We start from the raw sequence: 23,736 nt of genomic DNA, 5'->3' as shown, positions 1-23,736 counted from the left end.
GCGCTTACTTCGCCGGCGCGCGCATCGGCTGGATGTCGCCGCAGTCGGCACCCAGCCACCTGCCGGTGCCGTCCATGTTCATGGTCTCGGGGCGGCCCTGCACCGTGGTGTTGACCACCATCTTCATGCTATAGGACTCGGGCGAGTTGAAGGTGTACTGGCCTTCGCCGCTGGACGCCGGGTTGGTGCAGGTGAAGGACATCTTCACCGTGTTGCCGCTGCGCTGGACGGTCTTCTTGCAGTCGCCGCGATCCTGCGTGGGCATCTCGTTGCGCGCGGCCATCTCCTTGGTCATGCACATCTTGATCGACATGCCGCCGGCTCCGCCGGGCCCCATCCTGACGCCGCGCTTGGCCATCATCTCTTCCATCATCTTGCGCTGCTCGGGCGGCATGGTGGCCATCTGCTGCTGCATCTGCGCCATCTGCTGCTCCATCTGGCCGCTGGCCGACTGCATCTTCTGCGTGACCTCCCACAGCCCCGGTTTCATCGGCGATTCCGCCAACGCCGCGCCTGTGGCCAGCGCCGCGACGGCGAGCACGAACTGCTTCATGATTCCCTCCGGTCGAAGAAAGCCGCATTCTGGCTCAAGCCAGCGAGGTCTGGCGTACGGCATGGTCCCAGCGCGCCATGAGTTCGGCGGCCCGCCCGGGGTCCAGCCGGGGCTCGAAGCGCCGCTGCATTTGCCACAGCTGCGCGAGCTCGTCGGTGCCGCGCCACGCGCCGCAGGCCAGGCCCGCGAGGTAGGCCGCGCCCAGCGCCGTGGTCTCGGTGATGGCCGGCCGCACGACCGGGATGCCCAGCAGGTCGGCCTGGAACTGCATCAGCAGATCGTTCACGCTGGCGCCGCCGTCGACGCGCAGCTCGCTGACCGGTGCGGCGCCGGCGGCCACCGCATCGCGGCTCATCGCCTGCAGCAGCGCCGCGCTCTGGTAGGCGATGCTTTCCAGCGCCGCGCGGGCGATGTGCGCCACGGTCGTGCCGCGCGTCAGGCCGGTGATCGTGCCACGCGCGTCGGGCTTCCAGTACGGCGCACCCAGGCCGGTGAAGGCCGGCACCATCATCACGCCTCCGGCGTCGGGCACGCTCTCGGCGAGCGTCTGCACTTCGGCGCTGCCCTTGATCGCGTGCAGGCCGTCGCGCAGCCACTGCACCACGGCACCGCCCACGAAAACGCTGCCCTCGAAAGCGAACTCGGGCCGCGCCGACCGCTGCGCGGCGCTGGTGGTCAGCAGGCCGTTGGTCGACGCGCGGAATTTCTCGCCCGTGTGCATCAGCATGAAGCAGCCGGTGCCGTAGGTGTTCTTGGCCATGCCTTCGCTGAAACACGCCTGCCCGAACAGCGCCGCCTGCTGGTCGCCGGCGACGCCGCCGATCGCGATGGGCGCGCCGAGCAGCGAGGCCACCGTCTCGCCGTAATGCGCCGACGAGGGCAGCACCTTCGGCATCAGCGACTCGGGCACGCCGACGAGGCGCAGCAGCTCGGCGTCCCAGCGGTTCTCGTGCACGTCGAACAGCATCGTGCGCGAGGCATTCGTGACGTCGGTGGCGTGCAGCGCGCCGCCGGTCAATTGCCACAGCAGCCAGGCGTCCATCGTGCCGAACGCGAGTTCGCCCCGTTCCGCCTGCGCCCGCGCGCCCGGCACGTTCTCGAGCAGCCACGCGATCTTGGTGGCAGAAAAGTACGAGTCGATCAGCAGGCCCGTGCGCGACTGGATCAGCTTCTCGTGGCCCGCATCGCGCAGGCGCGCGCACATCGGCTCGCCGCGCCGGTCCTGCCACACGATGGCGTGGTGGATCGGCTGGCCCGACTTGCGATTCCACAGCATCGTGGTCTCGCGCTGGTTGGTGATGCCGATCGCGCGGACCGCCTTCGCATCGAGCTTCGCTTTCGCGAGTGCTTCACGGGCCGTCGTGAGCTGCGTGCGCCAGATCTCCATCGGGTCGTGCTCGACCCAGCCGGGTTGCGGGTAGATCTGGGGCAGCTCCTGTTGTGCCATCGCGACGATGCGCCCCTGCAGGTCGAAGACGATGCTGCGCGAACTGGACGTGCCCTGGTCGAGTGCGAGGAGAAAGCTCATGGCGCGCGATTGTGGCCGCTTCACACGCCCAGCGCGAGCCGGGTCGTGCTCTTGACTTCTTCCATCACGGCGTAGGTGCGCGTCTCGCGCACGCCCGGCAGTTGCCACAGCACGGTGCCGGCGAAGTCGCGATAGGCCTGCATGTCGGCCATGCGCGTCTTGAGCAGGTAGTCGAAGCCGCCGGCGACCATGTGGCATTCCATGATCTCGTGGCGCACCTGCACCGCCGCCTTGAACGCCTCGAACACGTTGGGTGTCGTGCGGTCGAGCAGCACCTCGACGAACACCAGCATGCCCGCGCCGAGCTTGAGCGGGTTCAGGCGCGCCTCGTAGCCCAGGATGTAACCGTCGCGCGTGAGGCGCTGGACGCGAGCCAGCACGGCTGTCGGCGAGAGCGCCACCGCCTCGGCCAACTTCAGGTTGGAGATCCGCCCGTCCTGCTGCAGCACGTTCAGGATCTTGAGGTCGATCTTGTCGAGATCTTCCGCGAAAACCGTCATGGCTAGTGAATTATTCGCTTTGATCACAAACTTTAGCGCGAAATTCACCACCAAACCGGCAACCATCAGGCCATGTCATCGCCTCAACACCTGCCCGACCCGTACCGTCCCGAGGCGGAAGTGGTCCGCCGTCTGCTCGCTTCGCTCGAGCAGGCCCTCAGCTGGCCCGCCGCCGCCGAAGCCGCCAAGCCCTGGGTGGCGGCGGTGCGCCGTCACCCGCCTCCGTTCTGGGCGATGGAAAGCCTGCTGAAGGAGTACCCGATCTCCAGCGCCGAGGGGCTGGCGCTGATGCGGCTGGCCGAAGCGCTGCTGCGCGTGCCCGATGCGGAAACGGCGATCGCATTGACGGCGGACCAGCTGGGCCGCGCGGATTTCGAAGGCGCCTCCGACGGCGCGCTCGCACGTCTCTCGCAGGCGGCGATCGGGATGTCGAAGCGACTGCTGCCGCACGAGAACGAACCCGGCCTGCTGGGACGCCTGGGTGCGAAGACCGTCGTGGCCGCGACGCTGCGCGCCGTGCAACTGCTCGGGCGCCAGTTCGTGCTGGGCCAGGACATAGTCGAGGCGATGGGCGAAGCGCAATCCGCGCGCCGCGAGCTGCCCAACCTGCGCTTCTCCTACGACATGCTCGGCGAGGGCGCGCGCACGGAAAGCGATGCGCAGCGCTATCTCGCGAGCTACCGCCATGCGATCGAGGCGATCGCGGCGCGCGCGCGGCCGGACGGCCCCGTGGAGGCCAACGACGGCATCTCGATCAAGCTGAGCGCGCTGCACCCGCGCTACGAGGCGCTGCAGCGCGAACGCGTGCTCACCGAGCTCGTGCCGCGCGTGTGGCAGCTGTGCGAGCAGGCGGCGCGCGCGAACATCAACCTCACCATCGACGCGGAGGAAGTCGACCGGCTGGAAATCTCGCTCGAGGTGTTCGAAGCCCTGGCCGCGCAGGTGGCGCGGCACCATCCGCAATGGCAAGGTTTCGGTCTCGCATTGCAGGCGTACCAGACCCGCGCGCCTGCGCTGATCGAGTGCGTCGCGCAGATCGCACGCCGGCACAACCTGCGGTTCATGTGCCGCCTGGTCAAAGGCGCCTACTGGGACGCGGAGATCAAGCGCGCGCAGGAAATGGGCCTGCCGCATTACCCGGTGTTCACGCACAAGCACCACACCGACATCTCGTACCTGGCCTGCGCGCGCGCGCTGCTCGCCCACCAGGACCTGATCTTTCCGCAGTTCGCCACGCACAACGCCGGCACCATCGCGGCGATCCTGCAGATGGCGCGCAAGAGCGGCGCGAAGTTCGAGCTGCAGCGCCTGCACGGCATGGGAGAGGGAATCTATCGCGAGGTGCTGAAGGACCCGGCCTTGGCCTGCCGCGTATACGCGCCCGTCGGCCAGCACCGCGACCTGCTCGCCTACCTCGTGCGGCGCCTGCTCGAGAACGGCGCGAACTCCTCGTTCGTCCACCAGCTCGCCGACGAGTCGGTGGGGATGGACGACCTGCTCGTGTCGCCTTTGCACCTGGACGCGACGCCTCCGCTGCCGCTGCCGCCGCAGTTGTATGGCGACGCACGCACGAACAGCCGGGGCCTGGACCTGACGGTGCCCGAGATGCGCCAGCCGCTGCTCGATGCGTATGCGGGCACGCCGGTCCCCGCCGTCGAACCGGCGGACCCGGCGCGCATCGACGACGCGGTGCAACACTCGCTGGCCGCGTTCCCGTCGTGGGCCGCGACACCGGTCGAGCAGCGCGGGGCCATCCTGCGTTCGGCCGCCGCGGCGATGGAAGAGCGACTGCCGCAGCTGTGCGCGGTCATCGTGAAGGAAGCGTTCAAGACTTGGGGCGATGCCGTCGCCGAAGTGCGCGAGGCGGTCGACTTCCTGCGCTACTACGCCAACGAGGCCGAGCGCATCATGCAGCCGGTGCAGTTGCCCGGCCCGACCGGCGAAAGCAACGAACTGCGCCTGACGCCGCGCGGCGCCTGGGTGTGCATCAGCCCGTGGAACTTCCCGCTGGCGATCTTCACGGGCCAGGTGGCGGCGGCGCTCGCCACCGGCAACACCGTGCTGGCCAAGCCCGCGGAGCAGACGCCCGCGATCGCGCTCGAAGCGGTGAAGCTGCTGCATCAGGCCGGCGTGCCGCACGAAGCGCTGCAGCTGTTGCACGGCACCGGCGAAACAGTCGGCGCCGCGCTGGTGGCGCACCCGCGCATTGCCGGCGTCGTCTTCACCGGCTCGACGCAGGTGGCGAAGATCATCAACCGCACGCTGGCGGCGAAGGACGGCCCCATCGTGCCGCTGATCGCGGAGACCGGCGGGATCAACGCGATGGTGGTGGACTCCACGGCCCTGCCCGAGCAGGTGGTCGATGCCGTCGTGCAGAGCGCGTTCCGCTCCGCCGGCCAACGCTGTTCGGCGCTGCGCCTGCTGTGCGTGCACGAAGGCATCGCCGACGGGGTGATCGAGATGATCGAAGGCGCCGCGCGCGAACTCGTGACGGGCGATCCAGGCGACCTGGCCACCGACGTCGGCCCGGTGATCGACGGCGAAGCCTACGAGAACCTGATGCGCCAGATCAGGCGCCTGCACGCCGAAGCGCGCCCGCTGGCGCCGCCCGGCAACTTCCCGCCCGACTCGCGGCTCATCCCGCCGCAGGCGTTCGAGGTGAAGTCCGTCGCTGACGTGAAGCAGGAGATCTTCGGGCCGGTGCTGCACATCGTGCGCTGGCGAGGCGACCCGCGGCAGGTCATCGAGCAAGTGAACGCGCTCGGCTACGGCCTGACGCTGGGCATCCAGAGCCGCATCGATACGCGCGCACAGGCACTCGCCTGCCAGGCGCGCTGCGGCAACGTCTACGTGAACCGCAACATCATCGGTGCGGTCGTCGGCGTGCAACCGTTCGGCGGCGAAGGGTTGTCGGGCACCGGCCCGAAAGCCGGCGGCCCGCATTACCTGTACCGCTTCTGCGCCGAACAGACGCTCACCATCAACACCACGGCAGCGGGCGGAAACGTCGCGCTGCTGGCGTGAGGGTCGCGATCGGGGCCATCAGCCCATCTGCAACTGCTTCTTGAGGCTCGAGGCTTGCTCGTGGGCGCGCTGGATCGCGTTCTGCAATTGCGGGTCGACGTTGCCGGCCCTGCTGCAGGCCTGCATCGCACGGTCGGCGGCCTGCTCGAGCTGCATCACCGGCTGGCGCAACTGGCTCTGGTCGCCCTGCTGCCCGGAGGATTGCGAGCTGGCGGCCTGCTGCACTTGCCGGGCCTGCTGGTGAAGTGCGTCGACCGACTGCTTGAGCTCGCCCGGGACGGACGCCGACTGCATCGCCTGTTCGGCCTGGTCCGCGCATTCCTCGATGGTGTCGATGCGCTGCTTGAGGTCATTCATTTGCATAGGTGTCGCTCCTTCGGATGGATAGGAGCAAGCGTAGGCACGCGCCCACGCCCTGCGCGTAGGAAATTGGCGCTGTTGCAGTTACGGCTGGGCCGCGGGCTCGCGCATCGTGACGAACTCCTCGGCCGCCGTCGGGTGGATGCCGATCGTGCCGTCGAACACGGCCTTGGTGGCGCCCGCTTTCATCGCCACGGCGAAGCCCTGCACGATCTCGCCGGCGTCGGCGCCCACCATGTGCAGGCCGACGACACGGTCGGTCGCCTTCTCCACGACGAGCTTCACGAACGTGCGCTCGCGGCTGCCCGAGAGCGTGTGCCTGAGCGCCTTGAATTCGCTCTTGTAGACGACGACCTCGCCGAAATGCTGGCGCGCCCGCGCCTCGCTGTAGCCCACCGTGCCGATGTTCGGGTGCGTGAAGACGGCCGTCGGCACGAATTCATAGGACATGTCGCGCCGGCCCGCGCCGAACAGGTGGTCGATCAGCGTCATCGCCTCGGCCAGCGCGACGGGCGTGAGCTGCATGCGCGCGGTGACGTCGCCCAGCGCATGGATCGAGGGCACGTTCGTGGTGTAGTGCTTGTCGACGATGACCGCACCGTCCTTGCCTTGCGAGACACCGACGGTATCCAGGCCCAGGCCCGCGACGTTGGGCACGCGCCCGGTCGCGTACAGCACCGCATCCGCTTCCATCCTGCGGCCGTCCTGCAGCGAGACGGAAAGGCCGCCGGCCGTCTTCTCGATGGCGGCGATGTCGGCGTTGGTGTGCAGCTGCACCCCGTGCTTGCGCATTTCCTGCGCGATGAAGTGGCGCACGTCGTCGTCGAAGCCGCGCAGGATCTGCTCGCCGCGATAGATGTGCGTGACCTGCGCGCCGAGGCCGTTGAAGATGGACGCGAACTCGCAGGCGATGTAGCCGCCGCCCACCACCATCAGGCGCTTCGGGAACGGCTCGATGTCGAACATGCCGTCGGAGACGACGACGTGCTCGCAGCCGGGAAACCGCGGCACCGTGGGGCGCCCGCCGGTCGCGACGAGGATGTGCTTCGCCCGGTAGTGCTGCTGGTGCGAGGTCGTGCGCACCTGCACCGTATGCGATGACGTCAGCTGGGCCCAACCCTCGACGACGTGCACGCCCGCACCCGTGAGCAGGTGGCGGTAGACCCCGTTCAGGCGCGCGATCTCCTTCGCCCGGTTGGCGCGCAGCGCGTGCCAGTCGAAGCGCGGCTCGCCCACGTGCCAGCCGAAGCCGGCGGCATCACGGAAATCGTCGGCGTAATGGGCGGCGAAGCTGTAGAGCTTCTTCGGAATGCAGCCGACGTTCACGCAGGTGCCGCCCAGTTGCGCGGCTTCGGCCACCACCACGCGGGCGCCGCGCTGCGCGGCCATGCGCGCCGCCCGCACGCCGCCGCTGCCGGCACCGATCACAAAGAGGTCGCATTCGTGTTCCATGCGTTCATTGTCGGGCCGCAGGCAAAGACCTTTCTACCGCAGGGCGACGGTCATGCGCCTCCACTGCGGGTCCTGCCAGCGGCGGAAGCTCCCGAGCTGCGCCGCGTCGGCGGACTGGCGCGTGGCTGCCATCGAATCGAGGCTGACGATATCGAAGCTGTGGCTCCACTTGCCGGCGCCACGCGCTTCGCGCGCCACCAGCATCTGGCGCCCGCCCGGCACCCAGCCGGCGAACTCCGCGTAACCGAGTTGCGGATCGACGCTGGCCGGTGGCAGCACGGCGATCGTCCAGTCGCCGCCGCGCTTGCGAAAGACCCACAGCTCGCGCCAGGCGGGCAGCGGCTGTACGGCGAGCGCAAGCGCATTGCCTTCGCGGTTGATCGTCGCCGACTGCGTCCACACCAGCGCATAGGTGCAGCGGCGGGCGAGCGGGTGGCTCTCGTCGTGCCTCATGTCGACCAGCAGCACGCAGGTCTCGCCCGGCGCACCGGGCACCGTGGCGATCGAGGGCTGGCGCGCGATCTTCGCCGCCGGCTCGGCCGCCCAGCGCGACGCGCCCACGCGCATCGCCGTGTCGTTGTAGGTGGCCTGGTCGGCATCGGCGAGTTCGGCCTTGTTCACCGAGGCGAGTTCGGCCAATGCGCGCTGCGCCGCCACGCCCGCCGCGCCGCCCAGGCGCGTGCGTTCGTAGGCGAGCACGGCCCACACCTGCGCGCGACGCATGCGGACGCGGTTCGCGACATACGGCGGCAGGGCGCTGACGTCCACGCGCTCGAGCACGTCGGCGCGCCATTCGTCGGCCGCGAGGCGCTGCGCCGCCTGCAGGTTGGCGGGCACGCATTCGCTGCGCGTGAGGCCCAGTGCGGCCCGTGCCTGCTGCGGCGGCGAGGCATCCATCGCCAGCACGCGGCGGAAGGCGTCGCCGTCGTAGCAGACCTGCATGCGCCCACCCTGCTCTTCGCTGCGGAAAGCGACGCCGTAGTGCGCGGCCACGTCCAGGTGCGCGGCGAGCGCCGCCTGCGCGGCCCTGGAAAGTTCGCTGCCCGAGGAGGCGCGCTGCGCGAGCCGGTCGGACAGCGTGCCGAGCGCATCGAGGGCTTCGAGGCCCCCGGCACCGCGCACCGCCTCCGCCGGCGCCGCATGCAGGTAGGCGGCGGCGAGGCCGATGCCCAGCGCCTCCGAGCCGGGCGTATCGCGCACGAAGCGCAGGCTCGCCAGCAGCTCGGGCGCCTCGGCCGGCGACATCGCCGTGCGCCGCAGCTGGCTCGCGCGCATGAAGCCGCCGCGCTCGCGCTGGTGGTCCCACACCTGCAGGTAATCGAGCCGCTCGCCGCGCACTTCGAGCAATTCGCCCTGGCGCAATTGCGCCTGGGCTTGCGCGGCATCGTGCGGCGCGGCGCGCAGCGGCGCCTGGTCGATGACGACGATCGCCGCTTCCTGCGATTGGGCCGCACCGGCCGGGAACACGGGCTGCGCGAGAACACGGGTCGCGGCGAGCACCGCGGCGAGGAGCGAGAGGACGCGCCGCATGGTCATTGCTCCTTGGCCGCCGAGACCTGGCGGCCGAGGATCGCGTCGCCGATGAAGCCACCGTCGCGCGGCGGCGGGGCGATGATCACCTGCACCTTGTCCGAGAGCTTGTCGGCCAGCGACTTCTGCACCAGCAGCGGATGCTGCGTGATCACCGCGCCTTCGCGCGCCATCTGCTCGGCGTTCACCTTGCCGACGCGCTCCAGCCGCCACGCTTCGGCGTCGGCCAGCCGGCGGCGCGCTTCGGCTTCGCCGCTCGCCTCGATCTGGCGCGCCTGCGCGTTGCCCTCGGCCACTTTCATGCGCGACTGCTTCTCGGCCTCGGCCTCGAGCTTGCGTTGCTCGATCTGGCGCTGCTTGAACGGCAGCACGTGCTTCATCGCCTCTTCCTGCGCGCGCGCGGCGATCACCTGCTCGCGCGCCGCCGCCTCGGCCTGCACCTCGCGCCTCGCCTTGTCGGCGCTGGCCTCGAGCTCGGTCTCCTTCACGCGCTTGGCCTTGAGGTCCAGCGTGTATTGCATCTTCTGGGCTTCGAGTTCCTCGGCCAGCAGCCGCTCCATGCCGCGCCGGTAGTCCGCCGGCAGGTCCACCTTGCCCACCTGCACCGAGCGCAGCAGTACGCCGTCGGCCGCCAGCCGCGTGCGCAGCTCGTTCTCGACCGCCTGCTGGATCTCCGCGCGCTTGACCGAGAAGATCTCGCGCACCGTGTAGCGTGCGAACACCTTGTAGATCACGCCCTGCACGGCCGGCTCGACGATCTCGCCGGCGATGTCGTCGGGCAGGTTGCGCGAATTCGCGGCGACGCGGGCCGGGTCGAGCGCGTAGCGCACCGCCAGGTCAACGCCGACCGACAGCCCTTCGATCGACTGCAGCGGCGCCGGCCCGCTGGCGCTGCGGATCGCCTCGGGGCGGTACACCTGGTCGTGCAGCGGGTACACGCGCATCTCGAACAGGCCGGGCAGCACAAACACGCTGCCCTCGCGCCACAGCGTCACGGCACCGGTGAGCTGGTTCGTGCGCACGCCCACTTCGCCGCGGGCCACGTGGTCCAGGGGTGGGTGCCGGTAGATCAGCCAGCCGGCGATGGCAAGCGGCGCGACGATGAAGATCGTCTTGCGCGCCGCGCACAGGGCGGCCATCGTCGAATCGGCACTGAAGGGCGCGGGCGAGTCGCCCGACGGGCGCAACCGGCGCGCGATGTTGCGGCGGATCGCGCGCACCAGGACGTTGAGGCGATGCAGCATGGCGGATCCTTTGCTGGTTCAGCACCCCATCGCCCACAGCTGCGCGCTCGGCAAGTTGCCGCCGGGCTTCGCCTGTGTGGACAGCAGGAGATAGCTCTCGTCGCCGACGTCGAGCATGAAGTCGGGCAGCCCATCGCCATCGAGGTCGGCGATCGCTTTCACCTTGGTCGCCGCCGCGGGCAGGCCGAGCATGTAGCTGTGCACGTTGCCGGCATAGCTGATCTCGTAGCGCGTGCCGTCGCGATCGCTGCGGACGGCGAACGAGAACGGCACCTTGTCCAGCTCGAACCGGTAGTCGGTCCCGACCTGCGGCTTGAACTCGCCGGCCGCGAAGCGCACGCGGGGACGCAGGCCTTCGGCCAGGCGCGCGCCCGGCACCCGCACGTACATTGCGCCTTCCGGGTCGCCTTCTTCGGCACGGCTCGGCACCATAGGGCGCACGTCGATGCCCGTGCGCCCGGGCGAGAGGCGGTACCAGCCGTCGACCGGCCAGTCCGTCGAGGGCACACCCGCGACTTCGCTGCGCCAGTCGCTGGCGGCCAGCATGTAGCCCTCCTCGGTGAGGCCGGACGCCCATGCTGCCGCGGTGACGGCGCCGGCGGCCCAGAGGATGGTGATCTGGTGCAGGGCCTTGCGGTGGATCGTCTTCATCGTCTTCTCCTTCGTCGGTGTGTTGGCGATGAGCTCATTCTTCGAAGACGGCGCGGAGCGAACAACGGGCGCGCGGGGCCACTTCCTTCCGGGGCCGGAAGAAATCTTCCGCGCGCGCCGCGGCGATCCGCCGGGATAATCCGCGCATGACCCTTGTCGCGGTGATCGAGGACGACGCGCCCACCAGCCACCAGCTGGCCGGCTGGATCCGCGCGGCCAAACCCGGCATCGAGGTCCACCAGTGGTTCGACCGCGACAGCGCCGAGGCGGCGCTCGCGCGCGAACGCTACGACGTCGTGGTGCTCGACATCGAGCTCGGGCGCGAGCGCCACGCGGGCGTGGCCCTGATCAACGCGATCAACAAGCAGCGCCAGGGCACGCCGGTGCTGGTGGTCTCCGCGATGCCGGCAGCGATCTACCGCAGCATCATGAAGGCGCTGGACGCCTGGGACTACCTGCAGAAGACCACCTTCGAGGAAGCCGATTTCGTCGAGACCTTCCTCGAGATCCTGCGCGTCGCGAAGCAGGCGCAAGCCGCGCCGGAGGAGCTGTCGCTCGATCCGCTGTGGCAGCGCACGCCGATGTGGCGCGGCAAGCGCATCAACCTGCCGCTCACGGCGCAGCGCATCCTAGCGACGCTGTACCAGCGCGCGGGCGAGGTGGTCTCGTACGACGAGCTGTTCGAGGTCGTGAAGAGCGGCCGCAACCGCGACAACGTGCGCAAGCACGTGAGCACGATCCGCGACGCGTTCAAGGAAGTCGACCCGGAGTTCGACGGCATCGAGAACATCCCGATGCGCGGCTTCCGCTGGGTGCCGCCATGACGCTGGCCTCGTTCCGGCGGCGCATCCTCTTTCGCGGGGTGTTCCTGCTGCTCGCGATCGCCACCGTCGCCTTCGCGCTGGTGCTGCTGAAGGAGGAGAAGGCGCGCAGCTGGCGCGACTATCGCGAGGGATTTCGCAAGACCCACGCCGAGGTCGTCGCGCGCCTGCGCCATCCTGCGGGCCTGCTGGCGCTGCTCAATCCGGGCATGAGCGAGCAGGCCACGCCGCTGCACCCGGTGCTGCTGCCCTATGCGGCGCTCGATTTCGACGACCAGAACAAAGCGCAGCAGGCGGTGGAGCTCGCGGGCTGCTCGGTCCGCTATCCCGATGGCGGTTCGGTGTGCGCGGCGGTCGGCAGCAATCCGTACACCGGCGGCTTCATCTACCTCGTGGGCAGCTTCGCCACCAGCGAGATGGTGCCGCGCGACCCAGGGTCGCTGGACCTTGCCGCTTCGCATCGCGCCCTGGTCACGCTGGCGATGCGTGGCACCATGACGCAATGGGTGGCTCCGTTCGAGCTGCTCTCGGACAACGCCAACGGCTCGATCCGCGGACGCCTGGTCGCGTACACGGACACCGGCGAGACGACCCTGCCCGAAGAGGCGAAGCCCCTGCACGACTTCCGCGGCTGGCTGTGGCAGACCGGCATCTGCGCCGACGGCAGCGAGGAAACGGCGAACTGCGCGAAGCGCGCGTTCTTCTCGATCCGCCTGCCCGTCGAGGCGTTCCGCGAGGCGCTGGTCGCCAGCAGGCGCCCGGTGTGGCCACCCGCTGACCTGAACGAGATCGGCGTGCGCCTGCGCATGCTCGCCCCCAATGGCGCCACCGTGTTCGACACCGACGCGCCCGGCGGTGAGGCGCCCGCCTCGTTGAACGACGTGCGCAAGGCACTGCTGCCGGGCGAGACGCTGCTGGTGCGCCGGCTCGCCGCGGGCAAGCAGACCCCGCTGGTGTTCAAGGGCCGCGAGGACGACACGCCACGCGCCTCACCGCTGATCACGCGCCTGATCCGCCACCTGCCACTCGAGGGACCGGGCCTGCCGGCGCCGGCGCGTGACGTGATCACCACGCCCGTCGGCAACTACGAAGTCATCCTGTCGGGCGATGCACGCGGCGTGGAGCGTTCGCTGGGCGCGGTGGCGACACGCATGTCATGGTACGTGGGCGCGATGCTGGCGGCGATCCTCGTGGCGTGGCTGGTGATCGAGCTCGGGCTGATCCGCCGCATCACCGTGCTCACGCGCCGCGCCGCCGCCGTGTCGCGCAACGTGCAGGCCGACCGGCTCGACCAGAGCCTGGCGCGGCTGGATGTCTCCGACCTGCGCGGCCAGGACGAGATGGGCATCCTCGCCGCGGGCCTGGACGACCTGCTCCAGCGCGTGAAGGACGACGTGCAGCGCGAGCAGCTGCGTGCGCAGCAGGAGCGCGACATGCTGCAGGCCGTGGGCCACGAGATCCTGTCGCCGCTGCAGTCGTTGATGGTGCTGCATCCCGATCCCGACAGTGCGGCCCACCGCTACGTGCAGCGCATGCAGCAGGCGGTGCGCGTGCTGTACGGCCAGGTCTCGCCCAGCGAGGCGCTCGCCGCCGCGCAAATCGATGTGGCGACGCTGGACCTCGACGCGTTCCTCGCGCAGGTGGCCGCCAACGCGCATTTCGCCGGCATCGAGGGGGTGCAGTACCGTCCGCGGGGCACACCGGTGCCCGTGCGTGCCGAAGAGTTCGCGCTGGAAGACGTCGTCACGCACGTGCTGCGCAATGCCGACCGCCACCGGCGCGCGGGCACGCCGATCGCCATCGGCCTCGGCGCAGGCGACAGCACGGCCACGGTCACGATCCACAACGAAGGACCGGGCATCGATGCCGCGGCCCTGGACCGCATCTTCGAATACGGCTTCTCCGGCGCGGCGAACGCCGGCCATCGTGGCCAGGGGCTGTTTGTCGTGCGTACCTATCTGGCCAAGATGGGCGGCACCGTCCGCGCTCGCAACGAAGACGGCGGCGTCACGTTCGAGCTCCAGCTGCAGCGCGCCTGAGTCGGCGCCCTCCGACACGCTTGCTGTCCGGCAGACGACTGAGCTTTCGCGGCCCGCTCCCCACACTGGGGGCAACGAGAGCAAAGGACACACCATGGCCTACAGCAGCATCCTCGGGGCGGACAAGGCGCCGACGCAGCCCGGCGGTCGCGACGCCCAATCGCTCGGCCCGAGCGACAACTCCGACAGCGGCAGCGACACCATCGGCACGCCGGAAGCTCATGCGGACAGCGACGCCGTCGGCACCGGCGAGCGCGGCTCGGTCACGCCGGGTGGCGACGGCGAGGAAGGGGCCGACATCCTGCCCGACCACGTGGTGAACCTGAGCGAGGAAGAACAGGCGCTCGCTTCAGCGGAAGGCTTCCCGCAGCGCGACACCGACGCGAACGAATTGACGGATCTCGATGCGAACGATGTCGAGTCCGATACCGACAACGACAGCGCCTAGCGCGGCAGCGTGCCGCGCCGCTGCGCCGCGCGCAGGAAGTCGAAGTCGACACCCTGGTCCGCCTGCGTGACCGCCTGCTGGAACAGCTTCTCGTAGCCGCGCTCGGCCGTCGGGACCTGCACCGGTGCTTCCTTCGCGCGTCGCGCCAGTTCCTCGTCGGACACGAGCAGGGAAATCTCCCGGTTCTTCACGCTGAGGCGAATGCGGTCGCCGCTCTTCACGTGCGCGAGCGGCCCGCCGATGGCCGACTCCGGCGTGACGTGCAGCACGATGGTGCCGAACGCGGTGCCGCTCATGCGGCCGTCGGAAACGCGCACCATGTCCTTCACGCCGGCACGGGCGAGCTTCATCGGGATCGGCAGGTAGCCCGCTTCGGGCATGCCGGGCGCGCCCTTCGGGCCGATGTTCTTCAGCACGAGGACGTCGTCGGCCTTCACGTCGAGGTCGTCGGCGTCGATGCGCTCGGCCAGATGCTGCGCGTTCTCGAACACCACGGCGCGGCCCTCGTGCTCCATGAGCCGCGCATCGGCCGCCGACTGCTTGATGATCGCCCCGCCCGGCGCAAGATTGCCGCGCAGCACGGCGATGCCGCCCTGCGGGTAGACCGGGTGGGTGCGCGGGCGGATCACGTCCTGCGCGAAGCCGGCGCCGCTCGCCTCGATAACTTCGCCCAGCGTGCGGCCGGTCACCGTGAGTGCATCGAGCTTGAGCAGGGGCTTGAGCTCGCGCAACAAGGCGGGCACGCCACCGGCCTTGTGGAAGTCCTCCATGTAATGCGCGCCCGAGGGCTTGAGGTCCACCAGCACGGGCGTGTCGCGGCCCATGCGGTCGAGCGCGCCGAGATCGACGTCCCAGCCGAGCCGCCCCGCGATCGCGGCGAGGTGCACGATGCCGTTGGTCGAGCCGCCGATCGCGAGCAGCACGCGCAAGGCGTTCTCGAAGGCGTCGGGCGTGAGGATCTTGTCGATGGTGAGCTTCTCCCTGGCGAGGCCCACCGCGCGCGCGCCCGTTTCCTCGGCGACGCGGATGCGGTCGGCCGTCACCGCCGGTGGCGACGCGCCGCCCGGCACCGTCATGCCCAGCGCTTCGGCGACGCAGGCCATGGTGCTCGCGGTGCCCATCACCGAGCAGGTGCCCACGCTCGCGACCAGCTGGTTGTTCACGTCGCTGACCTGCTCTTCGTCGATCTCGCCGCCGCGGAACTTGGCCCAGTAGCGGCGGCAGTCGGTGCAGGCGCCGACGCGCTCGCCACGATGCGCGCCCGTCAGCATGGAGCCGGTGACGAGCTGGATCGCGGGGATGTTGGCCGAAGCCGCCCCCATCAGTTGCGCCGGCACGGTCTTGTCGCAGCCGCCGATCAGCACCACGGCATCCATCGGCTGCGCGCGGATCATCTCCTCGGTGTCGATCGACATCAGGTTGCGCAGGTACATCGACGTGGGCCGCGCGAAGCTCTCGTGCAGCGAGATCGTCGGGAACTCCATCGGCAGGCCGCCGGCCAGCATCACGCCGCGCTTGACGGCTTCCAGCAGTTGCGGCGCGTTGCCGTGGCACGGGTTGTAGCTGCTGCCCGTGTTGGCGATGCCGATCACCGGCCGGTCGAGCGCCTCGTCGGTGTAGCCCGCGCCCTTGATGAAGGCCTTGCGCAGGAACAGCGAGAAACCCGTGTCGCCGTAGGAGGTGAGGCCTTTGCGGAATCCGCGGTCGTCTTGCTTCGTCATCGTTTCAGCGTACCAGCGTGGACGCGCCGAACAGGCTGGAGACGAACTCCACCGCGAGCTCGGCGGTGCGGTTGCGCACGTCCAGTGCGGGATTGATCTCGACGACGTCGAGCGACGACAGCTGCCCGCTGTCCGCGATCATCTCCATGCACAGCTGCATCTCGCGATAGGTCGGGCCGCCGCGCACGCCGGTGCCCACGCCCGGCGCATCCATGGGGTCGAGGCAGTCGAGGTCGAAGCTCACGTGCAGGTGCGTGTCGTCGTCCACATCGTGCAGCACTTCGACCATGGTGTTGCGCATGCCATGCTCGTCGATGTGGCGCATGTCGAAGACCGACAGGCCCAGCTGCTTGATGGCCATCTTCTCGTCGTTGTCGACGCTGCGGATGCCCACGAAATCGATGTCGTCGGCCGTGAGCGCGGCGGGCTGGCCGCTCCAGCCGACCAGCTGCCGGGGCCCGTCGCCCAGCAGGCACGACACCGGCATGCCGTGCACGTTGCCCGAGGGGCTGATGTTCGGGTTGTTCACATCGGTGTGCGCGTCGAACCAGATCACCCGCAGCTTCTTCTTCGCATAGCGGCAGTGCCGCGCGATGGCGCTGATCGAGCCGATCGCCAGGCAATGGTCGCCGCCCATCAGTAGCGGCACCTGCCCCGCCGCGAGGACGGCCGCGACGCGGTCGAACACGCTGCGGTTCCACTGCACGACTTCTTCGAGATGGCGGATGCCGCCCTGCGGCGGCGCCCAGGGCGTGGGCGGGCCGGCCAGGTTGCCGTGGTCGATGACGTTGAGCCCGAGCGCGCGCAGCGCGTCGTACAGCCCCGCCACACGCAACGCGTCCGGCCCCATGCCGGCGCCGCGCACGCTGGCGCCCACGTCCGTCGGTGCACCGATCAGGCTTACGGTTTTCATCGTCGGCGATTGTGTCAGGTTGCAGCGCAGCGGTGGTGTCGGATGCTACCGAGTGCTTCGGTCCTGCCCGCGCACCAAGGCCGCTGCCGAGAATGGGGGCAAACAGGGAGAGTTCCATGTCCGCCGACCGCCTCAACCGCTACCTGGATTGCATCGCCGCCTGCAACGCATGCGCGGTCGCCTGCCAGCACTGCGCCGCGCTGTGCCTGCAGGAGCCCGACGTGAAGATGCTCACGCGCTGCATCGCGCTCGACTTCGACTGCGCCGAGCTGTGCTCGGTGTCGGTCGCGCTGATGGCCGGCGGCAGCGAGCTGGCCGATGCCATGTGCGGCCTGTGCGCGCGCGCCTGCCGGATGTGCGCGGAAGAGTGCGCGAAGCACGACATGGACCATTGCCAGCAGTGCGCGGAAACCTGCCGCGTCTGCGCGAACGCGTGCGAACGCATGGCGGCGTGACATGGCTACCTCCACGGCTGTCGAAGCGTACGACATCGCCAAGCCGGGCGACGCGGTGATCGGCTGGAAGGTCGACGCCCAGCAGCGCGAATCCCTGCTGAAGCGCTTCCCGCCGACCTACGCACGCACCATCGCCGACCACGTGACGCTGCGCGCGAAGGTCGCGAGCGACTCGACCTTGCCGCACCCGGTGCAGGCCCGCATCGTGGGCCGCGTCGACGACGGCGCCGGCGTGGAGGCGATGGTGGTGGAACTCGACGGGACGACCGAGCGTCCCGACGGCGGCACGTATCACATCACGTGGTCGCTCGCCGCCAACCGCACGGCGAAGGAAAGCAACGACGCGATCCGCGATGAAGGCTGGCAACGGCTGGACGCGCCGGTCGACGTGAAGCTGCAGCCCGCGTCCTTCCGCTGATGGCGCGGCAGCTGTACCTGGATTGCGACGGCGTGCTGGCCGATTTCGACGAAGGCGCGCGTCGCCTGCTCGGCATGGATCCGCCACCCTACGTCGACAGGCACGGCCCGGGCCGATTCTGGAAGCAGCTGGCGAGCGCGCCGGATTTCTATGCGCGCCTGCCGCTGATGCCCGATGCACGCGAGCTGTTCGATGCCGTCCGGCACCTCGATCCGGTGATCCTCACCGGGCTGCCGCGCGGCAACTGGGCCGCGCCGCAAAAGGTGCGGTGGGCGGCCGAGCATTTCCCGGGCACGCGCATCATCACGGTCCTGGCCGTGGACAAGCGCGACCACTGCACCGAAGGCGACGTGCTGGTGGACGACACGCTCAAGCACCGGCACCTGTGGGAAGGCGCGGGCGGCATCTTCGTCCACCATCGCAGCGCGCGCGAGACGCTGCGCGAGCTGGCGGCGTACTTCCCGTCGCTGCGCAGGGTCGCGTGAACTCAGAAGCGCATGCCGACGCCGACGCGGAAGGCGTCGGGGTCGAGCTTGGTGCGGATCGACTGCCCGCTCGAGAGATGGGCCGTCGTCTTGAGAAACGTGTGGACGTACTGCACGTCGGCGAACATCCTGTCGGTGATGGCGAAGGTGACGCCGACCCCGGGCGAAAGCGCGAACTTGGAATCGACCTTCAGGCCCGTCCCGCCCGGCGGGTTGATCGGGTTGACCGCGTTCAGGGTCGCGCTGCCGCGCGCCCCGTGGAAATAGGCGTAGGTCGCGCCCAGCATGGCGTAGGGACGGATGCGCGCTTCCGGCTCGAGGAACCGGTACTGGGCGAACACCGTGAGGGGCAGGGCCCGGACGGTGCCGATCTTTCCCACGCCCGCGATGGCGCCGGCGCCGACGATCTCATGCTTGAAACCGGCCGTGATCGGCACTTCGACCGACCAATGGTCCGTGAGCAGGCGAGTGACCCACGCGATCGGCTGGGTGTCCTTGCGCACGCCGAGCTGCGTGCCGGCCGCGGACGGGGCGGACAGCGAACCGCTCGACACGTTCGGACTGATCTGCTGCGCGCCGATGCCGACCATCCAGCGGCCATCCATCCAGTCGCCGATGACCTGCGCGTGGGCCGATGCCGCGCCCCCGCCGAGCATCGCGGCCACGGCCAGGGCGCGGAATATCCAGTGCTTCTTCATTGCTTCTTCTCCTGGTGATCAGAGCCAGCCCATGCGGGCGATGGCACGGCTCGTCGAGGCGGCGAGCAGGGCGTGGCCGTACGGTGTCGGATGGAATTCGTTCGCGAACGCATAGCGCGTCCACCAGCCCGCCGTCTTGCCGGGCGCGGCGTCCAGCTGCGCGTCGACGCAGTTAGCCGGGAAACCGGCGCCACACAACGGGTCCGTCCCATTCGTGAGGCCGTAGTCGGCCGGGTGCGTGAGTTCGTCCGTGAAGTCCTCGTAGAACGGCACCAGCGCCACGCGCGAGTCGCCGTTGATGTCGGCTTTCAGGCGGGCGTTGAATGCCTGGATCCATTGCTGGATCGCTGCCTGCAGCTGGCCCGCGGCCGTGGCGCCGGCGGTGCCGCCGCCGCTGGCCGCGGCGACCTGCGCCAGCACCGCGGCGAACTTGGGCGTCCGCGTGACATCGACCATGTTCAGGATCACCACGTGGGTCGCGCCCTTGTCCAGCGTGGTCGACTTGACCGTGGCCCAGTAGGTGTCGGCGAGCTTCTGCATGTACAGGCCCGCGGCAGTGGCGGCGCCATTCTGCGTGGGCAGCGTCGCGGCGATGGTCGCCGCGTCGAGCTGCTGCGCCAGGAAGGCCTGGTAGGCGGCCACGCCCGCGGCGCCGCTGGCCGCGCCGAGATAGGCCGAGACCAGGTCGCCGGCATCGTTGCCGCCGGCGTCGACGATGAGGAGGTCACCGGCGCCGTAGCTTCCGTTCACCTGGAGCGCGGCGCCGAGCTGCACCGCCAGCGCGAACGGCGCGGCGCCGCCGCCCTGGCTCGCCGGATTGACGATGTGCCCGCCGCCGACCGCGAAATTCGTGCAGCCGGCTTGCGTGGTGAAGGACTGCCCGCCCGTGGAGCTGCGGAAGAAGGCGCATTGCGATGCGATGCCGTAGTCGGCCGCCACGATCTGCGGATACACCGGATAGCCGTTCGCCGGGTCGGACGCTTTCTGCACCGTGAATTTCGCACCGAAGACCCCGGCATCCGCCAGGCTGTCGCCGGCAACCACGACTTTCGAGATCGCCACCTTGGGCGGCGCCGCATCGCCGCCTCCGCCGCACGCGGCGACCAGGATCGCGACGCCCAGCGCGGCCAACGTTGTTTTCATCTGCCTCATCCGATGTCTCCTTGAGAAAATAGAACGACCGTTCGATTTTTGACGGAGCATCGTAGAGGCCGCACCGCGGGACCGCGAACAGGGTTATCCCCCACGGCTTCTAGAGGGACCCCTCAAGCTCCAAATGAAAAACGCGCTGGCAACCGGAGCTTCTCGCTCCCGTTGCCAGCGCGCGTTCTGCGGTGGTGCGGGTCAGCCGATCCGGATCGGCACGAAAATCTTGTCCTCGCCGCGCTGCACCAGCAGCGCCGCCGACTTGTTCGACTTCGAGACGATGGCGCGCATCTGCTCGACGCTCGAAACCGGCTGGCCGTTGACCGACAGGATCACGTCGCCGGGCTCGACACCCGCAGCAGCAGCGGGGCCCGCCACGTCCTCGACGACCAGCCCGCCGCTCGCGATGCCGACCTGCTTGCGCTCTTCGGACTGCAGCGGCCGCACCGCGAGACCCAGCTTGCCGCCTTCGGCCTTCGAGTCGCCCTTGTCGGCCTTGGCGACCTTGTCGCTGGCATTGCCCAGCGTCGCCGAAATCTGCACCGGCTTGCCCTTGCGCCACACATCGAGCGTTGCCTTCTGGCCCGGCTGCGACGCGCTCACGATCGCCGACAGGTCGCCCGAGGCGATGATCGGCTGGCCGTTGACGCTGCGGATCACGTCGCCGGTCTGCAGTCCGGCCTTGTCCGCGGGGCTGCCCTTCTCGACGTTCGCCACCAGCGCACCGGCCGGCCGATCCAGGCCGAACGAATCGGCCAGCTGCTGGTTCACTTCCTGCACGCTCACGCCCAGCCGCGCGTGTTCGACCTTGCCCTTCGTGACGATCTGGTCCTTCACCTTCACGGCCAGGTCGATCGGGATCGAGAACGACACGCCCTGGTAGCCGCCCGACTGCGAATAGATCTGCGAGTTGATGCCCACCACCTCGCCCTTGGTGTTGAACAGCGGCCCGCCCGAGTTGCCGGGATTCACCGCGACGTCGGTCTGGATGAACGGCACGGCCGAATCGGTCGGCAGCGTGCGGCCCTTGGCGCTGACCACGCCGGCCGTCACCGTGTTCTCGAAGCCGAAGGGCGAACCGATGGCCAGCACCCATTCGCCGGCTTTCAGGCGCTCGCTGCTCCCCAGCGTCACCGCGGGCAGGTTCTTCGCGTCGATCTTGATCACGGCGATGTCGGTCTTCGGGTCGGCGCCCAGCACCTTGGCGCGGAACTCGCGCCGGTCGGTGAGCTTGACCGTGACTTCATTCGCGTCCTTCACGACGTGCGCGTTGGTCATGATCAGGCCATTCGGGTCGATGATGAACCCCGAGCCGAGGCCGTGCACCGGCAGCGCGCGCGGCACAACGTTGCGGCCGCCACCCTGGCCGAAGCGGCGGAAGAACTCGAAGGGATCGATCCCGCCGAGTTGCGGCGAATCCTCGTCATCGTCGCTGCCGGCCTTGCGCGTGCCGGTCACGCTGATGTTGACCACCGCCGGCCCGTACTTCTGCGTGATGAGCGGGAAGTCGGGCATGGCCGGGGTCGTCGCGTCGCGCGAGCTCTCGCCCGGCGCCAGCGGCGGCAGCACGGCCGCGTGGACGATCGCCGCGTCCTGGTGAAGCAGCTCGACCGCGGCGCCGCCCGCGAAGCCCGCGCCGATGAGCGCCGCCGCCAGCGGCAGCGCGCGGAAGTTCATGTTCTTCATCATGGTGAGTCCTTGCGAAAAGGTTTCCTACAGCCACCAATGTGCGGCGGCCGGCTTAGGACAAGCTTAAGGCCCGGCGCCGTCCGCAAACCGCACCGCCACGCGCAAACCGCCGAGCCGTGCGGAGCGGCCGAGCTCGACGCGCGCGTGGTGGCGGTCGGCCACGGTCTTGACGATCGCCAGGCCCAGCCCGCTGCCGGGCGCTTCGGTGCCGGGCACACGGTAGAAGCGGTCGAACACGCGCTCGCGTTCGCCGTCCGGGATGCCGGGACCGGAATCCTCCACGATCAACGTGGTGCCGGCGGCGTGCTCGTGCTCGATGCGGATGTCGACCGTGCCGCACTCCGGGCAATACTTGATCGCGTTGTCGAGCAGATTGCGCAGCAGCACGTGCAAGGCCTGGCGCTGGCCCGGGACGGTGGCCGTCGAGCCCGGCTCGAGCCCGAGGTCGATGCGGCGTGCCTGCGCCTGCGGCAGCACCTCGGCCACGACTTCGCGCGCCAGCTGCTCGAGCTCGACGTTTTCCGCGCCGGTCATGGGCTCGCCGGCTTCCTCGCGGGCGAGCGCGAGCAGCTGGCCCGACAGCTCGATCGCCCGCGCCATGCCCTCGTTGAGGCGCTCGACCGCCTGCTGCCGGGTGGCTTCGTCGAGCGGCTTGCGCAATGCCTGAGCCTGCAATTTCAGCGCCGCCAGGGGCGAGCGCAACTCGTGCGCCGCATCGGCGATGAACTGCTGCTGCGCAGCGCGCGCGTGCTGCAGGCGCTCGAACAGCAGGTTGATCTCGCCGACGAGCGGCAGCACCTCCTCCGGCAGGCCCGAGGTGGGCAGCGGCGACAGGTCGCTCGCCTCGCGCGCCGCCACCTGCCGCCGCACGCGCTGCACGGGTGCCAGCGAGCGGTCGATCAGCCACCACACGGCGAGCATCAGGATCGGCGCGAGCAGGACGATCGGCAGGATGGCTTTCCACGCCAGCGAGCGGGCACGTTCGGAGCGCGCGTCGAGGTCCTGCGCGATCTGGATCGTGTGCTCGGGCGTGCGCAGCGAATAGATCCGCAAGCGCACCCCGTCCACGAGCGCGTCCGAAAAGCCGAGCACCGCTTGCGGCGGCATGGGCCGCACGCCCGACCGGTACAGCTCCTGGCCGTCCGGCGACCAGATCCGCACCGAGAACTCTTCCTCCTCCTCGCCGGGCGAGAACGGCAGTCCGCCGTGCACCGAGCGCGCGACCTCCTGCAGGTGGATGTCGAACATGCGGTCGGCTTCGGTCAGCGCCGAGCGGTAGGCACTGGTGGCCTGCAGCAGCGAGACCAGCGCGATCATCGCGAGCACCAGCCACAACATGCGCTGTCGCAGCGATGGGGACGATGCGACAGCGCCCTTCATTCGCGCGGCACCACGTAGCCGAGGCCGCGCACGGTCTTGATGAAGTCGGCGCCGAGCTTCTTGCGCAGACCGTGCACGTAGACCTCCACGGCGTTGCTGCTGACCTCGTCCTTCCACCCGTAGAGCTTCTCCTCGAGCTGGGCCCGCGAGAACACGGCGCCGGGCCGCTGCAGCATCGGCTCCAGCACGGCCCATTCGCGGGCCGACAGCGACAGCGGCTCGCCACGCAGCGTCGCTTCGCGGGTGGCGGGGTTGAGGGTCACGCCCTTGTGCGTGATCACCGGCTCGGCGCGGCCGGCGCTGCGGCGGATCAGGGCCCGGATGCGCGCCAGCAGCTCGTCGATGTCGAAGGGCTTGACGATGTAGTCGTCCGCCCCCGCATCGAGGCCGGCGACGCGATCGCCCACCGCGTCGCGCGCGGTGGCGACCAGCACCGGGACAGGGCTGCCACGCGCCCGCAGGGCGCGCAGCACGGATAAGCCGTCGCGCTTGGGCAGGCCCAGGTCGAGCAACACGAGATCGTAGGGTTCGGAGGCGAGCGCCGTGTCGGCGGTGGCGCCGTCGCGCACCCAGTTCACGGCATAGCTTTCCCCGCGCAGTGCGTCCAGCAGCGCGCGGCCGATCATCGCGTCGTCTTCGACCAGCAGCAGTTTCAAGGGATCGCCAGTGTCAGCCGGGTGG

At 69.6% G+C, this 23,736-nt stretch carries 22 protein-coding genes; 7 read left to right on the top strand and 15 right to left on the bottom strand.

Features of this window, described 5'->3' with window-relative positions:
• Positions 1-4: 4 nt before the first annotated feature.
• Genes AC3EF3_RS00690 through AC3EF3_RS00680 form a run of 3 tightly spaced genes read right to left on the bottom strand, consistent with a single transcriptional unit; the run spans position 5 to position 2,581 of the window.
• The gene (locus AC3EF3_RS00690; RefSeq protein WP_488530240.1) at positions 5-553 is read right to left on the bottom strand and encodes a DUF3617 domain-containing protein; all 549 of its coding nucleotides are present in this window, start codon (positions 551-553) and stop codon (positions 5-7) included.
• A gap of 34 nt (positions 554-587) precedes the next feature.
• Complete coding sequence (glpK, locus tag AC3EF3_RS00685; RefSeq protein ID WP_488530239.1) at positions 588-2,081, bottom strand: glycerol kinase GlpK; 1,494 nt, start codon at positions 2,079-2,081, stop codon at positions 588-590.
• 20 nt (positions 2,082-2,101) lie between these two features.
• A complete protein-coding gene (locus AC3EF3_RS00680; RefSeq protein WP_488530238.1) occupies positions 2,102-2,581 on the bottom strand; it encodes an Lrp/AsnC ligand binding domain-containing protein in 480 nt (159 codons plus the stop codon).
• A gap of 72 nt (positions 2,582-2,653) precedes the next feature.
• Between AC3EF3_RS00680 and putA the strand changes: the two genes are divergently transcribed.
• The gene (gene putA / locus AC3EF3_RS00675) at positions 2,654-5,605 is read left to right on the top strand and encodes a bifunctional proline dehydrogenase/L-glutamate gamma-semialdehyde dehydrogenase PutA (protein ID WP_488530237.1); all 2,952 of its coding nucleotides are present in this window, start codon (positions 2,654-2,656) and stop codon (positions 5,603-5,605) included.
• 18 nt (positions 5,606-5,623) lie between these two features.
• Here putA and AC3EF3_RS00670 read toward each other — a convergent pair whose 3' ends face one another.
• The 5 genes from AC3EF3_RS00670 to AC3EF3_RS00650 all read right to left on the bottom strand — a co-directional run bounded on the left by AC3EF3_RS00670 (position 5,624) and on the right by AC3EF3_RS00650 (position 10,842).
• Entirely contained in the window at positions 5,624-5,962 is a 339-nt protein-coding gene (locus AC3EF3_RS00670; protein WP_488530236.1) for a hypothetical protein, read from the bottom strand.
• 87 nt (positions 5,963-6,049) lie between these two features.
• The gene (gene gorA, locus AC3EF3_RS00665; protein ID WP_488530235.1) at positions 6,050-7,417 is read right to left on the bottom strand and encodes a glutathione-disulfide reductase; all 1,368 of its coding nucleotides are present in this window, start codon (positions 7,415-7,417) and stop codon (positions 6,050-6,052) included.
• Between the two features lie 33 nt (positions 7,418-7,450).
• On the bottom strand, positions 7,451-8,947 hold the full coding sequence (locus AC3EF3_RS00660; protein ID WP_488530234.1) for a hypothetical protein: 1,497 nt from the start codon (positions 8,945-8,947) through the stop codon (positions 7,451-7,453).
• A gap of 2 nt (positions 8,948-8,949) precedes the next feature.
• A complete protein-coding gene (locus tag AC3EF3_RS00655; RefSeq protein WP_488533708.1) occupies positions 8,950-10,086 on the bottom strand; it encodes a prohibitin family protein in 1,137 nt (378 codons plus the stop codon).
• A gap of 123 nt (positions 10,087-10,209) precedes the next feature.
• Entirely contained in the window at positions 10,210-10,842 is a 633-nt protein-coding gene (locus tag AC3EF3_RS00650; RefSeq protein WP_488530233.1) for a hypothetical protein, read from the bottom strand.
• 146 nt (positions 10,843-10,988) lie between these two features.
• Between AC3EF3_RS00650 and AC3EF3_RS00645 the strand changes: the two genes are divergently transcribed.
• The 3 genes from AC3EF3_RS00645 to AC3EF3_RS00635 all read left to right on the top strand — a co-directional run bounded on the left by AC3EF3_RS00645 (position 10,989) and on the right by AC3EF3_RS00635 (position 14,150).
• A complete protein-coding gene (locus AC3EF3_RS00645; protein ID WP_488530232.1) occupies positions 10,989-11,666 on the top strand; it encodes a response regulator transcription factor in 678 nt (225 codons plus the stop codon).
• Positions 11,663-13,702: a sensor histidine kinase gene (locus tag AC3EF3_RS00640; RefSeq protein WP_488530231.1), complete on the top strand. Its 2,040-nt coding sequence runs from the start codon at positions 11,663-11,665 to the stop codon at positions 13,700-13,702. Before AC3EF3_RS00645 ends, AC3EF3_RS00640 begins: the two co-directional genes overlap by 4 nt.
• A gap of 94 nt (positions 13,703-13,796) precedes the next feature.
• Positions 13,797-14,150, top strand: coding sequence for a hypothetical protein (locus AC3EF3_RS00635; protein WP_488530230.1), 354 nt, complete (start codon positions 13,797-13,799; stop codon positions 14,148-14,150).
• On the opposite strand, the gene AC3EF3_RS00630 is transcribed toward AC3EF3_RS00635, so the two are convergent.
• Positions 14,147-15,871: an IlvD/Edd family dehydratase gene (locus AC3EF3_RS00630; RefSeq protein ID WP_488530229.1), complete on the bottom strand. Its 1,725-nt coding sequence runs from the start codon at positions 15,869-15,871 to the stop codon at positions 14,147-14,149. The two genes, AC3EF3_RS00635 and AC3EF3_RS00630, sit on opposite strands and share 4 nt — an antisense overlap.
• Positions 15,872-15,875: 4 nt before the next feature.
• Positions 15,876-16,784 carry an arginase gene (rocF, locus tag AC3EF3_RS00625; RefSeq protein ID WP_488530228.1) on the bottom strand — a complete coding sequence of 303 codons (909 nt, stop codon included), beginning with the start codon at positions 16,782-16,784 and terminating at the stop codon, positions 15,876-15,878.
• A 116-nt stretch (positions 16,785-16,900) separates the two neighbouring features.
• On the opposite strand from rocF, the gene AC3EF3_RS00620 reads away from it, so the two are divergent.
• From AC3EF3_RS00620 to AC3EF3_RS00610, 3 genes are read left to right on the top strand one after another with little or no spacing between them, the layout of a single operon-like run.
• Complete coding sequence (locus AC3EF3_RS00620) at positions 16,901-17,239, top strand: four-helix bundle copper-binding protein (RefSeq protein ID WP_488530227.1); 339 nt, start codon at positions 16,901-16,903, stop codon at positions 17,237-17,239.
• A gap of 1 nt (position 17,240) precedes the next feature.
• Complete coding sequence (locus AC3EF3_RS00615; RefSeq protein ID WP_488530226.1) at positions 17,241-17,657, top strand: hypothetical protein; 417 nt, start codon at positions 17,241-17,243, stop codon at positions 17,655-17,657.
• A complete protein-coding gene (locus AC3EF3_RS00610) occupies positions 17,657-18,142 on the top strand; it encodes a 5' nucleotidase, NT5C type (protein ID WP_488530225.1) in 486 nt (161 codons plus the stop codon). Before AC3EF3_RS00615 ends, AC3EF3_RS00610 begins: the two co-directional genes overlap by 1 nt.
• Positions 18,143-18,144: 2 nt before the next feature.
• Here AC3EF3_RS00610 and AC3EF3_RS00605 read toward each other — a convergent pair whose 3' ends face one another.
• The 5 genes from AC3EF3_RS00605 to AC3EF3_RS00585 all read right to left on the bottom strand — a co-directional run bounded on the left by AC3EF3_RS00605 (position 18,145) and on the right by AC3EF3_RS00585 (position 23,711).
• Positions 18,145-18,840: an OmpW/AlkL family protein gene (locus AC3EF3_RS00605; RefSeq protein WP_488530224.1), complete on the bottom strand. Its 696-nt coding sequence runs from the start codon at positions 18,838-18,840 to the stop codon at positions 18,145-18,147.
• 18 nt (positions 18,841-18,858) lie between these two features.
• Positions 18,859-19,992, bottom strand: coding sequence for an SGNH/GDSL hydrolase family protein (locus tag AC3EF3_RS00600; RefSeq protein ID WP_488530223.1), 1,134 nt, complete (start codon positions 19,990-19,992; stop codon positions 18,859-18,861).
• A gap of 192 nt (positions 19,993-20,184) precedes the next feature.
• Positions 20,185-21,672 (bottom strand): DegQ family serine endoprotease, encoded by a 1,488-nt coding sequence (locus AC3EF3_RS00595; protein ID WP_488533707.1) that lies wholly within the window; start codon positions 21,670-21,672, stop codon positions 20,185-20,187.
• A 66-nt stretch (positions 21,673-21,738) separates the two neighbouring features.
• A complete protein-coding gene (locus AC3EF3_RS00590) occupies positions 21,739-23,055 on the bottom strand; it encodes an ATP-binding protein (RefSeq protein ID WP_488530222.1) in 1,317 nt (438 codons plus the stop codon).
• Entirely contained in the window at positions 23,052-23,711 is a 660-nt protein-coding gene (locus AC3EF3_RS00585) for a response regulator (RefSeq protein WP_488530221.1), read from the bottom strand. Before AC3EF3_RS00585 ends, AC3EF3_RS00590 begins: the two co-directional genes overlap by 4 nt.
• Between the last annotated feature and the right edge of the window lie 25 nt (positions 23,712-23,736).

It is taken from the genome of Ramlibacter sp. GS1-15 (assembly GCF_057785015.1).
The sequence above is the reverse complement of the archived record's forward strand: the minus strand, read 5'-3'. Positions and strand labels throughout refer to the sequence as shown.